At 62.6% G+C, this 16,374-nt stretch carries 15 protein-coding genes; 6 read left to right on the plus strand and 9 right to left on the minus strand.

The genetic code is table 11. The annotated features are described in order from the left end of the window. Positions 1-187: 187 nt before the first annotated feature. On the minus strand, positions 188-1,864 hold the full coding sequence (leuA, locus tag NLY33_RS12605) for a 2-isopropylmalate synthase (protein ID WP_023683640.1): 1,677 nt from the start codon (positions 1,862-1,864) through the stop codon (positions 188-190). A gap of 482 nt (positions 1,865-2,346) precedes the next feature. Between leuA and NLY33_RS12610 the strand changes: the two genes are divergently transcribed. Genes NLY33_RS12610 through NLY33_RS12620 form a run of 3 tightly spaced genes read left to right on the plus strand, consistent with a single transcriptional unit; the run spans position 2,347 to position 4,609 of the window. Then, positions 2,347-3,513 (plus strand): ATP-grasp domain-containing protein, encoded by a 1,167-nt coding sequence (locus NLY33_RS12610; RefSeq protein ID WP_023705946.1) that lies wholly within the window; start codon positions 2,347-2,349, stop codon positions 3,511-3,513. Positions 3,514-3,518: 5 nt separating this feature from the next. Further along, complete coding sequence (locus NLY33_RS12615; RefSeq protein WP_023705945.1) at positions 3,519-4,295, plus strand: esterase family protein; 777 nt, start codon at positions 3,519-3,521, stop codon at positions 4,293-4,295. Then, entirely contained in the window at positions 4,295-4,609 is a 315-nt protein-coding gene (locus NLY33_RS12620; RefSeq protein WP_031192978.1) for a nuclear transport factor 2 family protein, read from the plus strand. The genes NLY33_RS12615 and NLY33_RS12620 overlap by 1 nt, the downstream gene beginning before the upstream one ends. A 10-nt stretch (positions 4,610-4,619) precedes the next feature. On the opposite strand, the gene NLY33_RS12625 is transcribed toward NLY33_RS12620, so the two are convergent. After that, positions 4,620-6,155, minus strand: coding sequence for an MFS transporter (locus tag NLY33_RS12625; protein WP_023705944.1), 1,536 nt, complete (start codon positions 6,153-6,155; stop codon positions 4,620-4,622). A 146-nt stretch (positions 6,156-6,301) separates the two neighbouring features. On the opposite strand from NLY33_RS12625, the gene NLY33_RS12630 reads away from it, so the two are divergent. After that, on the plus strand, positions 6,302-7,198 hold the full coding sequence (locus NLY33_RS12630) for a LysR family transcriptional regulator (protein ID WP_023669967.1): 897 nt from the start codon (positions 6,302-6,304) through the stop codon (positions 7,196-7,198). Positions 7,199-7,254: 56 nt separating this feature from the next. Here NLY33_RS12630 and NLY33_RS12635 read toward each other — a convergent pair whose 3' ends face one another. The 5 genes from NLY33_RS12635 to NLY33_RS12655 form a co-directional block, all read right to left on the minus strand. Further along, on the minus strand, positions 7,255-8,007 hold the full coding sequence (locus NLY33_RS12635; protein WP_023669968.1) for an SDR family NAD(P)-dependent oxidoreductase: 753 nt from the start codon (positions 8,005-8,007) through the stop codon (positions 7,255-7,257). Positions 8,008-8,052: 45 nt separating this feature from the next. Next, positions 8,053-9,141, minus strand: a complete 1,089-nt coding sequence (locus NLY33_RS12640; protein ID WP_023705943.1) for an AbrB family transcriptional regulator — start codon at positions 9,139-9,141, stop codon at positions 8,053-8,055. Positions 9,142-9,221: 80 nt separating this feature from the next. Next, positions 9,222-9,530: a putative quinol monooxygenase gene (locus tag NLY33_RS12645; RefSeq protein ID WP_023691624.1), complete on the minus strand. Its 309-nt coding sequence runs from the start codon at positions 9,528-9,530 to the stop codon at positions 9,222-9,224. Positions 9,531-9,609: 79 nt separating this feature from the next. After that, positions 9,610-10,389, minus strand: a complete 780-nt coding sequence (locus NLY33_RS12650; protein WP_031195893.1) for an SDR family NAD(P)-dependent oxidoreductase — start codon at positions 10,387-10,389, stop codon at positions 9,610-9,612. A 74-nt stretch (positions 10,390-10,463) separates the two neighbouring features. Continuing rightward, complete coding sequence (locus tag NLY33_RS12655; RefSeq protein WP_023705941.1) at positions 10,464-10,892, minus strand: DsrE family protein; 429 nt, start codon at positions 10,890-10,892, stop codon at positions 10,464-10,466. A 98-nt stretch (positions 10,893-10,990) separates the two neighbouring features. Between NLY33_RS12655 and NLY33_RS12660 the strand changes: the two genes are divergently transcribed. Together NLY33_RS12660 and NLY33_RS12665 are read left to right on the plus strand one after the other, a co-directional pair. Beyond that, positions 10,991-12,085 (plus strand): hypothetical protein, encoded by a 1,095-nt coding sequence (locus NLY33_RS12660; RefSeq protein ID WP_023705940.1) that lies wholly within the window; start codon positions 10,991-10,993, stop codon positions 12,083-12,085. 28 nt (positions 12,086-12,113) lie between these two features. Beyond that, entirely contained in the window at positions 12,114-12,818 is a 705-nt protein-coding gene (locus tag NLY33_RS12665) for a DUF4272 domain-containing protein (RefSeq protein ID WP_023705939.1), read from the plus strand. Between the two features lie 258 nt (positions 12,819-13,076). Here the strand turns inward: NLY33_RS12665 and NLY33_RS12670 are convergent, their stop codons facing one another. Next, positions 13,077-14,024 (minus strand): cation diffusion facilitator family transporter, encoded by a 948-nt coding sequence (locus NLY33_RS12670; protein WP_023705938.1) that lies wholly within the window; start codon positions 14,022-14,024, stop codon positions 13,077-13,079. Positions 14,025-14,030: 6 nt separating this feature from the next. Further along, positions 14,031-16,220: an anthranilate synthase gene (locus tag NLY33_RS12675; protein ID WP_023705937.1), complete on the minus strand. Its 2,190-nt coding sequence runs from the start codon at positions 16,218-16,220 to the stop codon at positions 14,031-14,033. Positions 16,221-16,374: the final 154 nt, after the last annotated feature.

Below are 16,374 nucleotides of genomic sequence, written 5' to 3' on the forward strand. Positions count from 1 at the left end.
ATCCTCTCGAAGTCGGCACAGGTTGAGGCGCAATCATATAGAGCCTGCACTTCCATACAAGCATGCTTATGTTATGCGATCGCGTAACACACCGGATAGTTGCCGGTGGTTGACACAAAAAACCGGAATTTCCCTCGGCAAATGGCGGATTTCCGGGCGCCGCGGACATTCGGCGCCCGGGAAAATATCAGCCGGCCTTGCGGCCGATTATCCGGTTGGCGGCCGAAACAACGGCTTCCAGCGAGGCGGCGACGATGTTGGTGTTGATGCCGGCGCCGAACAGCTTGCCGCCGGGATATTCCATCTCGACATAGGAAATCGCCGAGGCGTTCGAGCCGCGCTGGAGCGAATGTTCGGAATAATCAAGCACCGACATGTCGACGCCAACATGACGCGACAGCGCATCGACGAAGCCGTCGATCGGGCCGGTGCCGGAGCCGGCGATGGTCGTCTCCTTGCCGTTGTCGAGGATCACCGCCTCGACCACGCGCCGGCCCTTTTTCTCGGTGTCGGGATAGGTGTGATGGTCGAGGAACTTCAGTCGTGCGCCGGGCTGGTCGACATAGGTTTCGATAAAGCGGTCATGGATGCGTTTTGCCGGCACTTCCTTGCCTTCGGCGTCGGTGATCGCCTGGATCTCCTGGCTGAACTCGATCTGCAGGTTGCGCGGCAGATTGAGGCCGTAGTCGGCCTGCAGCACATAGGCGATGCCGCCTTTGCCTGACTGCGAGTTGATGCGGATGATCGCCTCGTAGCTGCGCCCGACATCGGCCGGATCGATCGGCAGATAGGGCACTTCCCAGACCGGCGTGTTGGCCTTCTTCAAGGCCTTCATGCCCTTGTTGATGGCGTCCTGGTGCGAGCCGGAAAAGGCGGTGTAGACGAGTTCGCCGACATAGGGATGGCGCTCGGAGATCTTCAGCTGGTTGGAATATTCGTAGACGTCCTTCATCCGGTTGATGTCGGAGCAATCCAGATGGGGATCGACCCCTTGCGTGTACATGTTGAGCGCCAGCGTCACGATGTCGACATTGCCGGTGCGCTCGCCATTGCCGAACAGCGTGCCTTCGACGCGGTCCGCACCCGCCATCAGGCCGAGCTCGGTGGTGGCGATGCCGGTGCCGCGATCGTTGTGGGGGTGCAGCGAGATCAGCAGGTTCTCGCGGTCGTCCAGGTTGCGGCACATCCATTCGATCCGGTCGGCATAGATGTTGGGCGTCGACATCTCGACCGTCGACGGCAGGTTGATGATCAGCCTGTTGTCGGCTGTCGGCTTCACGATCTCGGTGACGGCGTTGCATATCTCCAGCGCGACTTCGAGCTCGGTGCCGGTAAAGCTTTCGGGCGAATATTCGAAGCGATAACCGCCGCCGGCTTTGGCCGCCATGTCGGTGATCATCTTGGCCGCGTCGGTGGCGATGCGCTTGATACCGCCGACATCCTTCTCGAAGACGACGCGACGCTGCAACTCGCTGGTCGAATTGTAGAAATGCACGATCGGGTTGGTGGCGCCCTTCAGAGATTCGAAGGTGCGGGTGATGAGTTCGGGACGGCACTGCACCAGCACCTGTAGCGAAACATCGGCCGGCACATTGCCTTCCTCGATGCACCAGCGGGCGAAATCGAAATCGGTCTGCGAGGCCGAGGGGAAACCGATCTCGATCTCCTTGAAACCCATGTCGAGCAGCAGGGCGAACATGCGCGCCTTGCGCTCATGACCCATTGGATCGATCAGCGCCTGGTTGCCGTCGCGCAAATCGACCGAGCACCAGACCGGTGCCTTGTCGATGACCTTGTTGGGCCAGGTGCGGTCGGTGAGACCGACCGTCGGATACGGCTGGTATTTTCGGGCCGCGCCCGGCATGTGGCCGGCCGCGCCTTTTACGCTTTCGGCTTCGCCGGCGCGGATGTCTTCTCGTGCGTTCATCGTCTTGTTCTCCCGGCGGCTCCCGGATCGGTCTTCGGACGGATTCCAGGGCGAGCAGCGCCTTATCAGATTTTCGTTCGCTTGATGTGAATTGCCAATTTCTGAACTGGCCAAGGAGCGTGCGCGTAAGCGGCGGTTCGACCGCCGGGCGCTCCTTCAGCGAACCCGGCGATCGCCGATAAGGCCGAGAAGAAGCAGGGTCGATGCCAGCGCGCGCACGGTCTCGCCGGCAAAGCCGGTCGGACGGGAAGCGACGGAGGAGACGCGCGTGTTCATGGCGGGGTTCATACAGGAGCCGCCATGGACAGGCAAGTGGGCTGCCATTCCACCACTCGCGAGCACTCTTCCCCATGCGCGGCAAATGCGCCAGACTTGCGTGTAGCCGAGCCCGCAATGCTTCGCCGTCGGAGGGGTCATCCGTGAATTTCGTTTTCTTCTCGCCGCATTTTCCCGCCAACGGCGCCGATTTCTGCGACCGGCTGAAGAAGGCCGGCGCCACGGTGCTGGGCATTGGCGATGCGCCTTATGAGGCGCTGGACGGCAAGCTGAAGGTGGCCCTGTCGGAATATTACCGCATCGCCGACATGGAGGACTACGATCCGGTGTTCCGGGCGATGGGTCATTTCATCCACAAATGGGGCCGCATCGAGCGCTTCGAGTCCCTCAACGAGCATTGGCTGGAGCTGGAAGCCAACATCCGCACCGACTTCAACATCTACGGAACCAAGCTCGATTTCGTGAAGAATTTGAAGCGCAAGAGCCGCATGCGTGCATTCTTTCGCAAGAGCGGCGTCGACACCATCGCCCAGCGCAAATGCTCCGACCGGGCCGGTGCCATGACCTTCATCCGCCGCGTCGGCTATCCCGTGGTGGTGAAGCCCGATTCCGGTTCCGGCGCCTCGAACACCTTCAAGATTTCCAACGCCAGGGAACTTGACCAGTTCTTCAGAGACAAGCCCGAGGACGTGACCTTCGTCATGGAGCAGTTCATCGAGGGGCTGGTGGTGACCTTCGATGGGCTGGTCAACCGTGACGGCGAGGTGGTGCTGGCGGCCAGCCACCGCTACGACCAGAGCATCATGGAAGTGGTCAACAAGGATCGCCACATGAGCTACACCTGCTTTCCCAAGGTCCGACCGGCGATCGAAGAGGCCGGCCGCAAAATCCTCAAGGCGTTCGACGTGCGCGAGCGCTTCTTCCACATCGAGCTGTTCGAAACCAAGGACGACCGCGTCATCGCGCTTGAGGTCAACATGCGGCCGCCCGGCGCCTGGATGACCGATGCGATCAACTACACGTTCGACATCGACGTCTACGCGGCCTGGGCGGACATGGTGGTGAAGGATGCCGCCGGCGGTCCTTATGAGGGCAAGTATTTCACCGCTTATGCCAGCCGCAAGCAGCACCTCCACTATTTGCACAGCCATGAGGACGTGCTAGCCGCGCATCGCGACAAGATCGTCCATCATCAGCCGATAGAAAATGTTTTCAGCCGCGCCATGGGAAATTACGCCTACCAGATGCGCTCGAAAGACGAAGCAGCACTGCGCGCGGCCGTCGCCTACATCCACGCGGAAAAGGCTTGAACGCGATGGACATCTCCTATCACAAGCATTTCTCCGGCAATCTCGGCCGCGACATGGAATACAAGCGCTACGGCCATGCCGGCCGGCCGGTGGTGGTGTTCCCGACGTCGCAGGGGCGGTTCTACCAATTCGAGGATTCCGGAGGGGTTGGAGCGCTGGCCGAATTCATCGATACCGGCCGCATCCAGCTGTTCGCGGTCGACGGCGTCGATTCGGAATCGTTCTTCAACAAGCATGCCGGCGCCGCCCACCGTATCGGTCGCCACGAGGCTTATTTCCGATATGTGCGCGAGGAGGCGCTGCCGGAGTTTCTGGCGACCGCCGAGCAAGCCAATGGCGGGCGCAAATTAAAGCCGCTGTTCACCGGCTGTTCGATGGGCGGTTATCATTCCTCGAACTTCGTCTTTCGCTTTCCCGAACTCGCCAGCGGCGTCATCGCGCTGTCGGGCGTCTATTCGGCGGGCGACTTCTTCGGCAAGGTGCTGGAAGGCGACATTTTCTACAATTCGCCGCTCGACTATCTGCCCGGCATCGTAGACCCAAAACTGCTTGCCCGGCTGAAGTCGCTGAGGATGATCTTCTGCTGCGGGCAGGGCGCCTGGGAAGAGCGGATGCTGGTCGAGACCCGCAGGCTGGAACAGATCCTGCGCGACAAATCCATTCCCGCCTGGGTCGACTATTGGGGCGGCGATGTCAGTCATGACTGGCCATGGTGGCACAAGCAGCTGGTCTATTTCTTCGGCCGCTGGCTGGATGATGATCTGATGCACCGGCTCGATTGATGACCACACCCGAACCTATCCGCCGCTTTATCGAGGCCACCAATGCGGGTGATAGCGAAGCCGTTCTCCACACGTTCACAGCCGACGCGTCCCTGACCGACTGGGGGCGGTCCTTCCAAGGCCGCCAGCAGATCGCGCGCTGGAACCAGTCGGACAATATCGGCGTGAAGTCCAATCTTCGCATTGTCCGCATCGCCGAGGTCGAGGGCAGCTACCGCGTCCGCATTGCCGTGAAAGGCAATGGCTTCAACGGCGAGGGTGACATGACCTTCGTGCTGGACGGCCACCGCATAGCGAGCCTCGTCATCTCCTGACGCGGCTCAGCTACCCTTCCTGGCAAACCGGCAGAGCAATGGTCTCGTGTTCCACCGCCCATCCACGGCGCAAGCCGAGAAAGACGACAAGGGCGGTGACGATGGTGATTGCCGCCAGCACGATCAGCAGCCTGTCGAACGCGATCTCATAGGCCTGGACCAGGACCGTGGCTCCGGCACCCGGCAAGCGGGCTGCCGCTTCGCCGATGTTGCCGGTCACCAGCAGCTGCGCGGCGGCGGTTGCATCCTGGGAAGATGCCGTTCCCTGAGCCGCCAGTTGGGCTGCCGTGAAACCCGACAGGACTGCCATGACGATCGCCAGCGCCACGCCTTCGCAAGCGACGCGGGTGGTGTTGAAGATGCCGACCGCCATGCCGGCACGCTCTTTCGGCACGACGCCGACGGCAAGTCCGTCCATCAGCCCCCAGGGCAAGGCGATGCCGACGCCGATGAGGATCAGCGGCGCCACCAGCGCTGCGACGACAGGCGGTATCAGGCTCAGCCAGACAAGGCCGCCGGCGGCCACAAGCAGGCCGACACCGCAGATCGTTGCCGGAGCGATCCAGCGCGCTACCTGGCCGGCGAGCAGTGGCAGGATCAACAGCGGTCCCGACAGGCAGATCATCAACTGCCCCGCCTTGATCTCGCTCATCCCCTCGATGCCGATGAAGCGGATCGGCAACAGCACCAGCAGGACGACGAAGCCATAGGCGGGAGCGGCCGCCAGGAACTGGACGCCGACGAAGCGGGGAAAGCGGAACAGCGAGAGATCGAGCATGGGCCGGCGCACGCGCCGCTCGACGACGACGAAAGCGGCAAAGCAAAGGGCGGCCGCCACGAGAAGCCCGATCACCAGGGGATCGGTCCAGCCGCTCTGCGGCGCTTGCAGCACGCCGTAGGTCAGCCATGCCAGCGCGATCGTAAAGGTGCCGGCTCCCGCCCAGTCGAGGCCGGTCGCATCCGGATCGCGCGATTCCCTGATGGTGCGCAGGCCGAGCAAAGCGGCTGCAATCGCGAGCACTGCCACCAAGACGAAGATCGATCGCCAGCCGAAAGCATCTATGAGCAGACCCGACGCGATCGGCCCAAAAGCGAGGCCGATGCCGAAACTGGTGCCGAGGAAGGAGAAGGCGCGCAGCCGCAATGGCCCATCGAATTCCTGGGCAAGAGCGGAGGCGCCGCCGGCAAAGGCGGCGGCACTGCCGAGCCCTTGCGCAGCCCTGAGCACATCGAACCAGACGATATCAGGGGCAAACATCGATCCCAGCGATGCCAGCACATAGGTTGCGAGGCCGACAAGGAAGAGCCGCTTGCGGCCATGATTGTCGGCCAGCGCGCCTGATGCCATCAAGGTGGCGGCGAAGGTCAGCATGAAGGCGTTGGTCACCCAGTTGAGCGCGATCGGGCTGCCGCCGAGGTCGGCCGCAATGCGGGAAAGCGCGACGGCCGGGCCGGTGAAGGTCAAGGGCATTGTCATGGCGGCAAGGCATACCGACAACAGGACAAGCCGTGGCGCGACCGCGCCGTTTGTGGTCTTCGAGGTCATGGATTTCCTATCTGAACCAGGATCCGCCGGCCTGCCGCAAGCTTGCTGCGCCGGTCGTAACGGGAAGATAGGCCCGCGACAGTTCGAGAAAAATGGTGTTAAATCTCCAGATATATCGGACTGAAACGCTCGAATGGAGAGATGCGATGGAACGCCTCAATGGGCTCCTGGCCTTTGCCCGCACGGCTGAGTTCGGCAGCTTCATCGCTGCGGGCCGCACGCTCGGCATCTCGGCATCGGCCGTCGGCAAGAGCGTCGCCAGGCTCGAGCAGGATCTCGGCGTAAGGTTGCTTCAGCGCAGCACGCGCCGCATCGGCCTGACCGAAGAGGGCAAGCTGTTCAACGAGCGGGTGCGGCGCATCCTCGACGACATCGACGATGCCGAGGCGATGCTGTCGCGCAGCCGCGAAACACCGCATGGGCGGCTGCGCGTTTCGACGCCGATCGTGACCTATCATTTGCTGTTCCCGGTGCTGTCCGAGTTCATGGCGCGCTATCCCGAAATCGAACTCGACATCGACTTTAACGACCGCATCGTCGACCTCATCGACGAAGGCGTCGACATCGCGATCCGCAGCGGCGACCTGCCGGATTCGCGCCTGGTGGCGCGGCCGCTTGCACCCTTCCGGCTGCTGTTGTGTGCGGCACCCTCCTATATCGAGCAGCACGGCAACCCGAGCCGCCCGGACGATCTCGTGAACCATTACGGCATACGCTTCCGCTTTCCCAACAGCGGCAAGCTGCAAGGCTGGCCGTTCATCGGCGGCAGCGCCGAGCCGCAGGTCCGCTCGATGCTGACCTGCAACAACACGGAGGCGCTGAAGGGCGCCACGATGGCCGGGCTCGGCATCAGCTCGATGCCCGATTTCCTGGTCCGCGAGGCGCTGCGTGACGGCCTGCTGCGCACGGTGCTGGACGACCATGTCGACGGCCGCGGCCAGTTCCGGTTGTTGTGGCCGTCCAATCGTCATTTGTCGCCGAAGGTTCGCGCCTTCGTCGATTTCCTTCCCGACCGGCTTGCCGCGACGCTGAGCGGCTCTTGAATTGGTCCTTCGCGGCCGACAGCGATAACGGAGACAGCGAGGAATAGCTCTGCTTCTCAGTAGGTGGCGCGGCCGCCGGAGAGGTCGAAGGTCGCGCCGGTGGTGAAGGAATTTTCGTCCGACAGCATGAAGGCGATCATCGCGGCCGCCTCTTCGACTTCGACGAACCGGCCTCGCGGCACCTTGCCCAGCATGTAGGCGACCTGGGCCTCAGTGAGCTGTTCGAGGATGCGGGTGCGGGCGGGCGATGGGGTCAGCGCGTTGACGGCGATGTCGTGGCCGGCCAACTCCTTACCGAGCGATTTTGTCAGCGCGAGCACGCCGGCCTTGGCGGCGGAATAGGCGGCGGCATTCGGATTGCCTTCCTTGCCTGCGACCGAGGCGATGTTGACGATGCGGCCGTAGCTGCGCGCGATCATGCCGGGCACCAGGCGCTTGCAGCAGTAGAAGACGCCGTTGAGGTCGATGTCGATTATCTGGCGCCAGGCGGCAGGATCATAATCCGCCACCGTCGCTGCCGGTCCGGCGATGCCGGCATTGTTTACCAGCAGATCGACCGGACCAAGCGAGCGCTCGGTTTCGGTCGCGGCGCTGTCGACGGCCTCCATCAGCGATTGATCGCACAGCAAACCCTCGACCCGGCCGAGCGGGGCGAGTTCGGAAACGGCCTTCGCCATGGCGGTCTCGTCCACATCCCAGATGGCGACGCTGGCGCCCGATGACAGCAGTCGCCGGGCGACGGCAAGGCCGATGCCTTGCGCGCCGCCGGTCACCACGGCGACCCGGCCTGAGAGATCGACGGCATTCACACGACGTTTCATGGGCACTTTTCCTCTTCCCTGGATATTTGAATCTCAGTCCCTGACGGCTCTCGCCATCAGCCGCGCTATGCTCGGCCCGGCGATGAGCACGACCAGGAAGCGGGCCGACTGCAAGCCCATGACGAAGGATATGTCGACGTTCTGGGCGGCGGCGGCAATGATGGCGACGCTGTCCATGCCGCCGGGGCTGGTCGCGAGATAGGCGGTCAGCGGATCGATACCAAGGACGTGGCTGATCAGCCAGGCTAGCCCGCCGCAAAAGGCGATCAGCACGACGATAGAGCCGACGATCTGCGGCAGCGCCCGTGTCGCATGACGCAGGATCGCTCGGGTAAAATTCAGCCCTATCGACCAGCCGACCATCGCATAGGAGAGCGCCAGCAGCCATGGCGGCAATTGCATCGCCACGCCGAAGCCGAGATGGACGATGGTGCCGATGATGAAGGTGCCGAGGAAGAAGGGTGACGGCAGCCGGCACAACCGGCCGAGCAGGCCGCCGACCAGCGCCACGCCGAGCGTGGCGGCAAAGGCTGCCGGTTCGATCGGCGGGAACCAGACGATGGCTGGTACCTCGATGCCCGAAGTGTCGACCCACATCTTGGCGACGAGTGCTGCCGTCATCGAGACGAAGATGACGCGCAGATACTGCATGAAGGCGACGAGGCGCTGATCGGCGCCGAAGGCACCGGCCATCAGCACCATGGCAGTGGCAGCACCCGGCGACGAGCCCCAGACCGCGGTGGTGCCGGGCAGGATGCGCCAGCGGCTGATCAACCAGCCAAGCAGGCTGGACGCCGCAAGGGTCGCCAGCACCACGACAAGGACCAGCGGCCATTCCTTGTAGAACACCGAAAAAATGTCGGTGGAGATCGACGCCGCGACCAGACAGCCGACCAAGGCCTGGGCGGCGGCGAACAGCGGCCGCGGCACGCGCACCGTGGCGCCATTGGTGCCGGCAAGGATCGCCGCCAGCATCGGGCCGATCAGCAGCGCCGCCGGCAGTGCGGCGTATTCCAGCGCGCCGGCGAACAGCAGCGAGACGATCAGCAGCACCAGCCACTGCCGAACCGGACGCATGCGCGCCATGCGTTCGACGGCCGGTTGGTCTGGCGAAGAGTCCATGTTTGGGTCTTAGACCTGGAAGAGAAAAATGCGAACGCTGTCTCGGACGAAATTCACGACCCCGACCCCGCGTTGGGATGTCACTCGTTCTTGATGGCGGGCAGGCCGAAACCGCCGGCCGGATGGGTCTCGACCTGGAATTCGAAGCCGGCGATGATCGGCCGGGCCTTGGCGATCGCTGCCTGGACCTCCGGCAGCTGCAGCGAAGCCTTGTGGCTTGCGGCGTCGGTCCACACTTCGGTCACCCAGATCGCGTCGGCATCGGCCGGGTCGCGGGCGATGACATAACTCAGGCAACCCGGCATGGCGCCGGTCGAGGCGAGCAGCACATCCATGATCGCGTCGCGCTGGCCGCGCGCCGCCCGCATCTTTCCGATCAATCCGTACATTGCCTCTCCCCTTTCTTCCAACCTCAGCAAACGTGCGCACGACATGCATGGTTGCGAGACGCAGTATGCAATTGCCGGCTCACGGCATCAACTGGCCACCGTTCACCTCGATCACCTGGCCGGTGATGTAACCACTCAGGAGATCGGAGGACAGGAAGAGATAGGCGCCGACGCAGTCTTCGGCCGTGCCGGCACGCCCTTGAGGAATGGTGGTGACCATGCCCTTCATCTGCTCGTCGGTGGAATAGCGCTCATGGAAGGGTGTCGCGATGGTGCCCGGCGCCACCGCGTTGACGCGGATGCCGAAGCCGATCAGTTCCTTGGCCATGCCGCGCGTCACATTGGAGACAAAGGCCTTGGCCGAGCCGAAGAGCCCGGCGCCGCCGCCGGCGCCATTGCGCGCGGCGATCGACGAGGTGTTGACGATGAAGCCGCCCTGCTTCTTCAGCCATGGCATCGCCTTGCGTGACGCCGTCAGCACCGAGCGGGCGTTGAGGTCCATCACCGCGTCGTAATGCGCCTCGGTTTGCTCGGCATAAGGTACGCGGCCAAGCATGCCGCCGGCATTGTTGACCAGCCCGTCGAGCCGGCCGAAATGCTCTGCGCTCTCCTCGACGACACGCTCGACATCCGCGGCCTGCGAGAAGTCGCCCTGGGTTAGAAACACCTCGCCGCCGTCATCGCAGATGGTCTTGGCCAGCGTCTCGGCCGCCTCGCGGCTCGAATTGTAATGCAGCGCGACACGGCATTTCTGCGCGGCATAGGCGAGCGCGAGGGCCGCACCTATGCCGGTCGAGGCGCCGGTGACCAGCACCGCCTTGCCGGCAAGATCTGGGATGACAAGAGCGGTCGCGGTCATGGGCACTTTTCCTTCGGGATGTCTGCTCTCCCTTCGTAAGCTTACACCGCCTTCACGTTCAAGTCCGTGGCGGCTTATGGCCTGAGATAAGCGTAGCCCTGGCGCTGCAACTCGGCGAGTTTGACGACGCCGCCCTTGTCGGCGGCGTGAAAACCATCGAGCAGGTCGGCAAGGGTGATCTCCATGCTTTGCATTGTGTTGCCGCAAGCATGCGGCTCAAGACCCTGCTGGACGAGGCCGGCAAAGCGTCCCGAAATCGCCGCCGATATGCCTTTCGACTTGAAACCGGCAAGGGCGGGACCATGCACGACCAGCACGATGTCGAAATTGCCGCCGGTGCCTTCATAGTGGTTCTTGATGTTGCCGAGCACAAAATTGACCTTGTCGAGGTCGCTGAGATGATAGGCGACCTTCGGTCTCTCTTCAGCGGCGGCCGCCCGGCTCAGCCCGAACAGGCCGGCGGCGCCGGCAAGGCTGGCCCGGAACATGTCGCGTCGACGCATGGCATCCTCTCGGCTTGCGCTCACCGCAAATTGCATGGCTGCGGCCATGATACTAGCATAAATTGACGTTACGTCCTGTCGATGCGAGGAGGGGTCACATGGCGTTCAGGAAGTGGAAGGTTGTTGCCAGCGCTGGATTTGGCTGCGTGCTGCTCGGCGCGCTTGCAAGTTCGGCCCTTGCCGGCGATGCGCTTAAATTACCCGAACTCAGCCCGAATGGCGCCGATGCGTGTTTCGGCCGCGTCTATGATGCGGCGCACCTCAAGGCGCATCCAAAGCAGAAGGTGGCGCGGATCTTCTTCCTCTATGGCCATGATCCGGTGAGCCATCCGAACGAAGAGCCGATGGCAAACGCCGACACCTCCTACAACGGTTTTCTCACCACCACGGTGCGCGGCGCCAAGGCGCCGCAATGGGCCGGCGGCTGGTGCAATCACGAGTCCGAGGACGGCAAGTCAGGTCCGGTCCGCTGCGGCATGGACTGCGACCGCACCATGGCGTCGCTGAAGCTCGATGACAAAGGCCGCCTGATCCTTACCGATGTCTCGTCCGATCTCTATCTCGACGCCGGATCGGAAGACGAACTGGGCGAAGCCGAATATGACCGGCAGGCTCTGGGCTCGGAGGACAACAATTTCCGCCTCGACCCGATGCCGGCCGCAACCTGCCAGGCTGAATTCGCCAAGATCGACCCGATCGATCCGGCGCTTGGGGCTCCCTTGCGCGAGCGACTGAAGCCGGACCAGCCTTTCTGTTTCGGGCGAGACTACGATGCCGCGCATCTCTCCTCGCATCCCGACCAGGTGACGCAATCGATCCGGGTCTTCCGCGGGCCGGTCGAACTCGCCTCCTTTGCCTCAGGCGATGTCGCCAACTGGCCCGACGGCTCCGATGTCGCCGTTTCGGTGACCACCAGGAAGAACGGGACGAAGGTCACGCAGACCTATTCCTGCCAGGGTGAAGCGGATCAATGGCGCTGCGCGGCCAGTTCGAAGATGAGCAATTTTTCCTGCGATATCGCGCAAAAGGAAATCTTCCTCAAGCGCGGCGCCAACGGCACCATGATGCTCGCCAATCCCAACAGCAGCCTGGCGATCGTCGATATGTGCTCGAAGACGGCGGATGGCAAGACGAAGTCGGACGACAAGGTTTACCGGTTGGAGGCCATGCCGCAGTCGGCGTGTGCGCCTTAGTCACTTTAGCAGCCATTTGGAAATGAATATGATGCGTCGCAGCTTTCTTGGTTTTCTGACTTCCTTGGCTTTCATCGGTTCCGCCAACGCTGAAGGCGAGGCTGAGGCTCGCAAGGCGGCCTCAACAGCACAGTTGAAGAAGGAGGGCGTGCCGTTCATCGACCATTTGCCGACGATCGAAACCGAAGCCGAAAGTCGGCGACGAACGAAGGACGAGGTGGTTAAACGCGCCATCGCACTGGTGATCGTGGCCGTCACAGCGGAGACCAATGATCGAAATCTTTTAAGCAACTTGATCAGCCAGTTTGGAGCCGAAGGGTTTTTTACGCCCAAAGAGCAGGCGTTTGTCGGTAACCCCGTTGCAACCGAGCAAGATCGCGCAAATTTTAGCTGGCGCTATGAAGGGGCTTTCGTGATGTTGTGGGCGTTGCAAGTCTTCAAAAACCTTGGGCGTCCAGACAAGCCTTGCGATGTGTCGCGTATGGTTTCGGTGTTGCGTGACCTCGACACGGAAGGGCTGCTCAAGCGGGCCAATTTGCGCCCGCAAAGCGAGCTTCTCGATGCTGCCGATCTGATCTATCGGTACAATTGGGCTGTGATGGATGCGCGGGTGAATGGGAAAGCCGCGCCGGCAGGATTGGAACGAGACGTGGTTGTCGAACGTCATTACGTGCTCAATTGGCTGATTGGGTATATGGGGCAGGAATGGGATGACATCTCGACCGACACATGATGAGCCGATCGCAAGCGGGTGCTACCTTGGATCGGACTTCGCTTGCCGAGTTTGGATTTGACGAACTTAGACGGTTCGCCTGACTACGCTTTTGCCGAGGCCGAGCTGGCGCGCGCTTGAGCAGCAGGCGCTGCCCGATTTGGATGCAATCAACGCCTGGATGTAGCCATTGGCGAGCTACCCACATGGCGGTAATGGCGCAATCGATCCGGCGAGGTCGGCAGATCCTCGCCCGAGGATGATGCCCTGAGTTTTTCCTCAAGCAAACGGCACAGCAGTGGTGCCTTTCGGCAGCTTCGCCTCGTCGTCGGGCTCGACATGGATGGTGACGCGCACCGAGGGGATTTCGGCCTTCAGCGCGTCCTCGATGCGGTCGCAAATGACGTGGCTGGCGCCGACCGTCATGTCGGCGTCGACGACCAGGTGGAACTCGATGAAGGTGGCGCGGCCGGCGATGCGGGTCTTGAGGTCATGAACCTCCAGCGCGCCCTTGCAATTGGCCGAGATGATGTCGCGAATGTGCATGTGTTCGGTCGTGTCCACTGCGCGGTCCATCAGCCCGTTCATCGACGAGCCGATGACGTGCCAGCCCTGCCACAGGATGTTGAGCGCGACGATGACGGCAAGCGCCGGATCAAGGATCTGCCAACCGGTCAGGATAGCGCCGGCGAGGCCGCCGAAGACGCCGACCGAGGTCACGACGTCGGTCATGATGTGCCGGCCGTCGGCGACCAGCGCCGGTGATTTTGCGCTGCGCCCGGCGCGGATCAGCGTCCAGGCCCAGAAGGCGTTGATGACGGTGGCGACACCGTTGATCGCCAGGCCCTCCCAAGGTTGTTCGAGCGGGGTCGGCGTCTGCCAGGAGCGCCAGACCTCGTTGAGGATCAAAAGCGCGGCGAGCACGATCAGCACGCCTTCCAGCACCGCCGAAAAATACTCGGCCTTGTGGTGGCCGAACGGATGGTCCTGGTCGGCCGGCTTGTAGCTGACCAGGACCGCCCAATAGGCGGCGGCCGAGGCTATGACGTTGACGATCGACTCCAGCGCATCCGAATAGAGCGCAACGGAGCCGGTGACGTACCATGCGGCAAGCTTGAGCGCGAGCACCACGCAGGCGATGACAATCGACCAGAAGGCAAGGCTGGCGACCCTCTGCCTGGCCGCTGCCTTCGCTGCTATCGCCGCCATGTTGTCGGTTGCCGCCATCGTTTTCTAAGCGGCCTTTTCCTTGGCCTTGCGCGGCAAATGCGCAACGATGTTCTCGATGATGCGCATGCCGGCATTGTGGCCGAGCGTCATGATCGATTCCGGATGAAACTGCACCGCGGCGATGGGCTCCTTGCGGTGCTCGAAGGCCATGATGACGCCGTCCTCGGTCTCGGCGGTGACGATGAAATCGTCGGGCAGCCGCACCGGATCGGCAAAGATCGAGTGGTAGCGGCCGACGGTCACTTCCTTGGGAAGGCCGGAGAAGATGATTCCGGGTTTGGAGACGCGGATCCGCGACGGCTTGCCGTGCATCGGCACGTGCAACTGCCTGAGTTCGCCGCCATAGGCCTCGGCCAGCGCCTGCAGGCCAAGGCAGACGCCGAAGATCGGCAGGTCGCGGGCGCGGGCGTTCTTGATGGTCGCGGCGCAGTCGAAATCCTTCGGCGTGCCCGGTCCGGGCGACAGCACGACGAGATCGGGCTTCAGCCGTTCGAAGACTTCTTCCGGCACCGGCGAACGCACGGTCGAGACATTGGCACCGGTCTGGCGGAAATAGTTGGCCAGTGTGTGGACAAAGGAGTCTTCGTGGTCGACGAGCAGGATGTTGACGCCGTCGCCGACGCGCGCGGTGGTGCGTTCGGCGCCTGCGGCATTGCCCAATTTGGCGTCGCGAATGGCGGAGAGCATGGCGGATGCCTTCAGTTCGGTTTCGGCTTCTTCTTCCTCGGGGATGCTGTCGAAGAGCAATGTGGCGCCGGCTCGCACCTCGGCAATGCCGTCCTTGATGCGGATGGTGCGGAGCGTCAGGCCGGTGTTCATGTCGCCGTTGAAATTGACCATGCCGATGGCGCCGCCATACCAGGCACGCGGGCTCTTTTCGTTCTGCTCGATGAAGCGCATCGCCCACAGTTTCGGCGCACCGGTGACGGTGACCGCCCAGGCATGCGACAGGAAGGCGTCGAAGGCATCCATGCCTTCGCGCAGGCGCCCTTCGATGTGATCGACGGTGTGGATCAGGCGTGAATACATTTCGATCTGGCGGCGGCCGATGACGCGCACCGAGCCCGGATCGCAGACCCTGGACTTGTCGTTGCGGTCGACGTCCGAGCACATTGTCAGCTCGGATTCATCCTTCTTGGAGTTGAGCAGCTTCAGGATCTGCTCGCTATCGGAAATGGCGTCGTCGCCGCGCTTGATGGTGCCGGATATCGGGCAGGTCTCGACGCGGCGGCCATTGACGCGCACGAACATTTCGGGCGAGGCGCCGATCAGATACTCGTTTTCGCCGAGATTGATGAAGAAGGAATAGGGCGACGGGTTGATCGACTTCAGCTTGCGCGAGATTTCGGAAGGCTGCGTCTCGCAGCGTTCGTAGAACATCTGCCCGGGCACGACCTCGAACAGGTCGCCGCGCTTGAAACTGTCCATCGCCTTGCGCACCAGATTGGCGTATTCGCCCGGCTCATGGTCGCCGCGCGGCGGGATGCGGTCGGCGGTCTTGAACGGTTCGGCGATTTCGTCCCGCGGCAGCCCCTCGGTTGAAAAACCGTCGCCGGAATAGTCGTAGCGGTCGGTCCAGGCCTTGGTCGAATAATGGTCGACGACCAGGATCTCGTCAGGCAGGAACAGCACGAGATCGCGCTGGCTCTGTTTGCGCTCGAGCTTGTAGTCGACTGGATCGAACTGGAAGGCGAGGTCGTAACCGAAGGCGCCGTAAAGGCCGAGATTGGCGTCTTCATCGGTCTTGAACAAAGCGGTGATGGCGCGCAGCACAGTAAACACAGAGGGGACGCGGCTGCGCTCTTCCTCGGTGAAGACGCGGCCGGGCTTGGCGACATCGAGGCGGATCAGCTTTTTCGAGGTTTCAGCAATCGTCACCTCGGCAATGCCGGCCAGCGTCTTGCCGATCACCGGCAGCAGCACTTCGCCACGGCCGTTCAGCGCCTCGATGCGCATGGCGCGGCCACGCGCGGAAATCACCAGCGGCGGATCGATGATGGCCGTATCCCAGCGTGTGTAGCGGCCCGGATATTCGTAATTCGAGGAAAACACCGCACCACGGCGCGAGTTCAAGCCGTCGACATAAGCATCGATCGCACCGGCGTAAGGCTTGTCGTGGCGTTCGCGGGTGATGGTGACACCACCTGCGGTCACGAAGCTTTCCGCGCCGTTTTCCAGAGCCTTCATCGTCATTGCCGTCTCCATATGGCTTGTTGGGGCAACGGACCCGGGAATGGCTTTGAAAAAACAAATGGCCGCCCGGACATTCCGTTGCGGCCACCCTCTATTTTCACGCGCACGCGTTCGAACAGGCCGCTGTCAGCGAGCCCACCACCAAATGGTCTTG

The organism is Mesorhizobium sp. C432A (assembly GCF_030323145.1).
GTDB lineage: Bacteria > Pseudomonadota > Alphaproteobacteria > Rhizobiales > Rhizobiaceae > Mesorhizobium.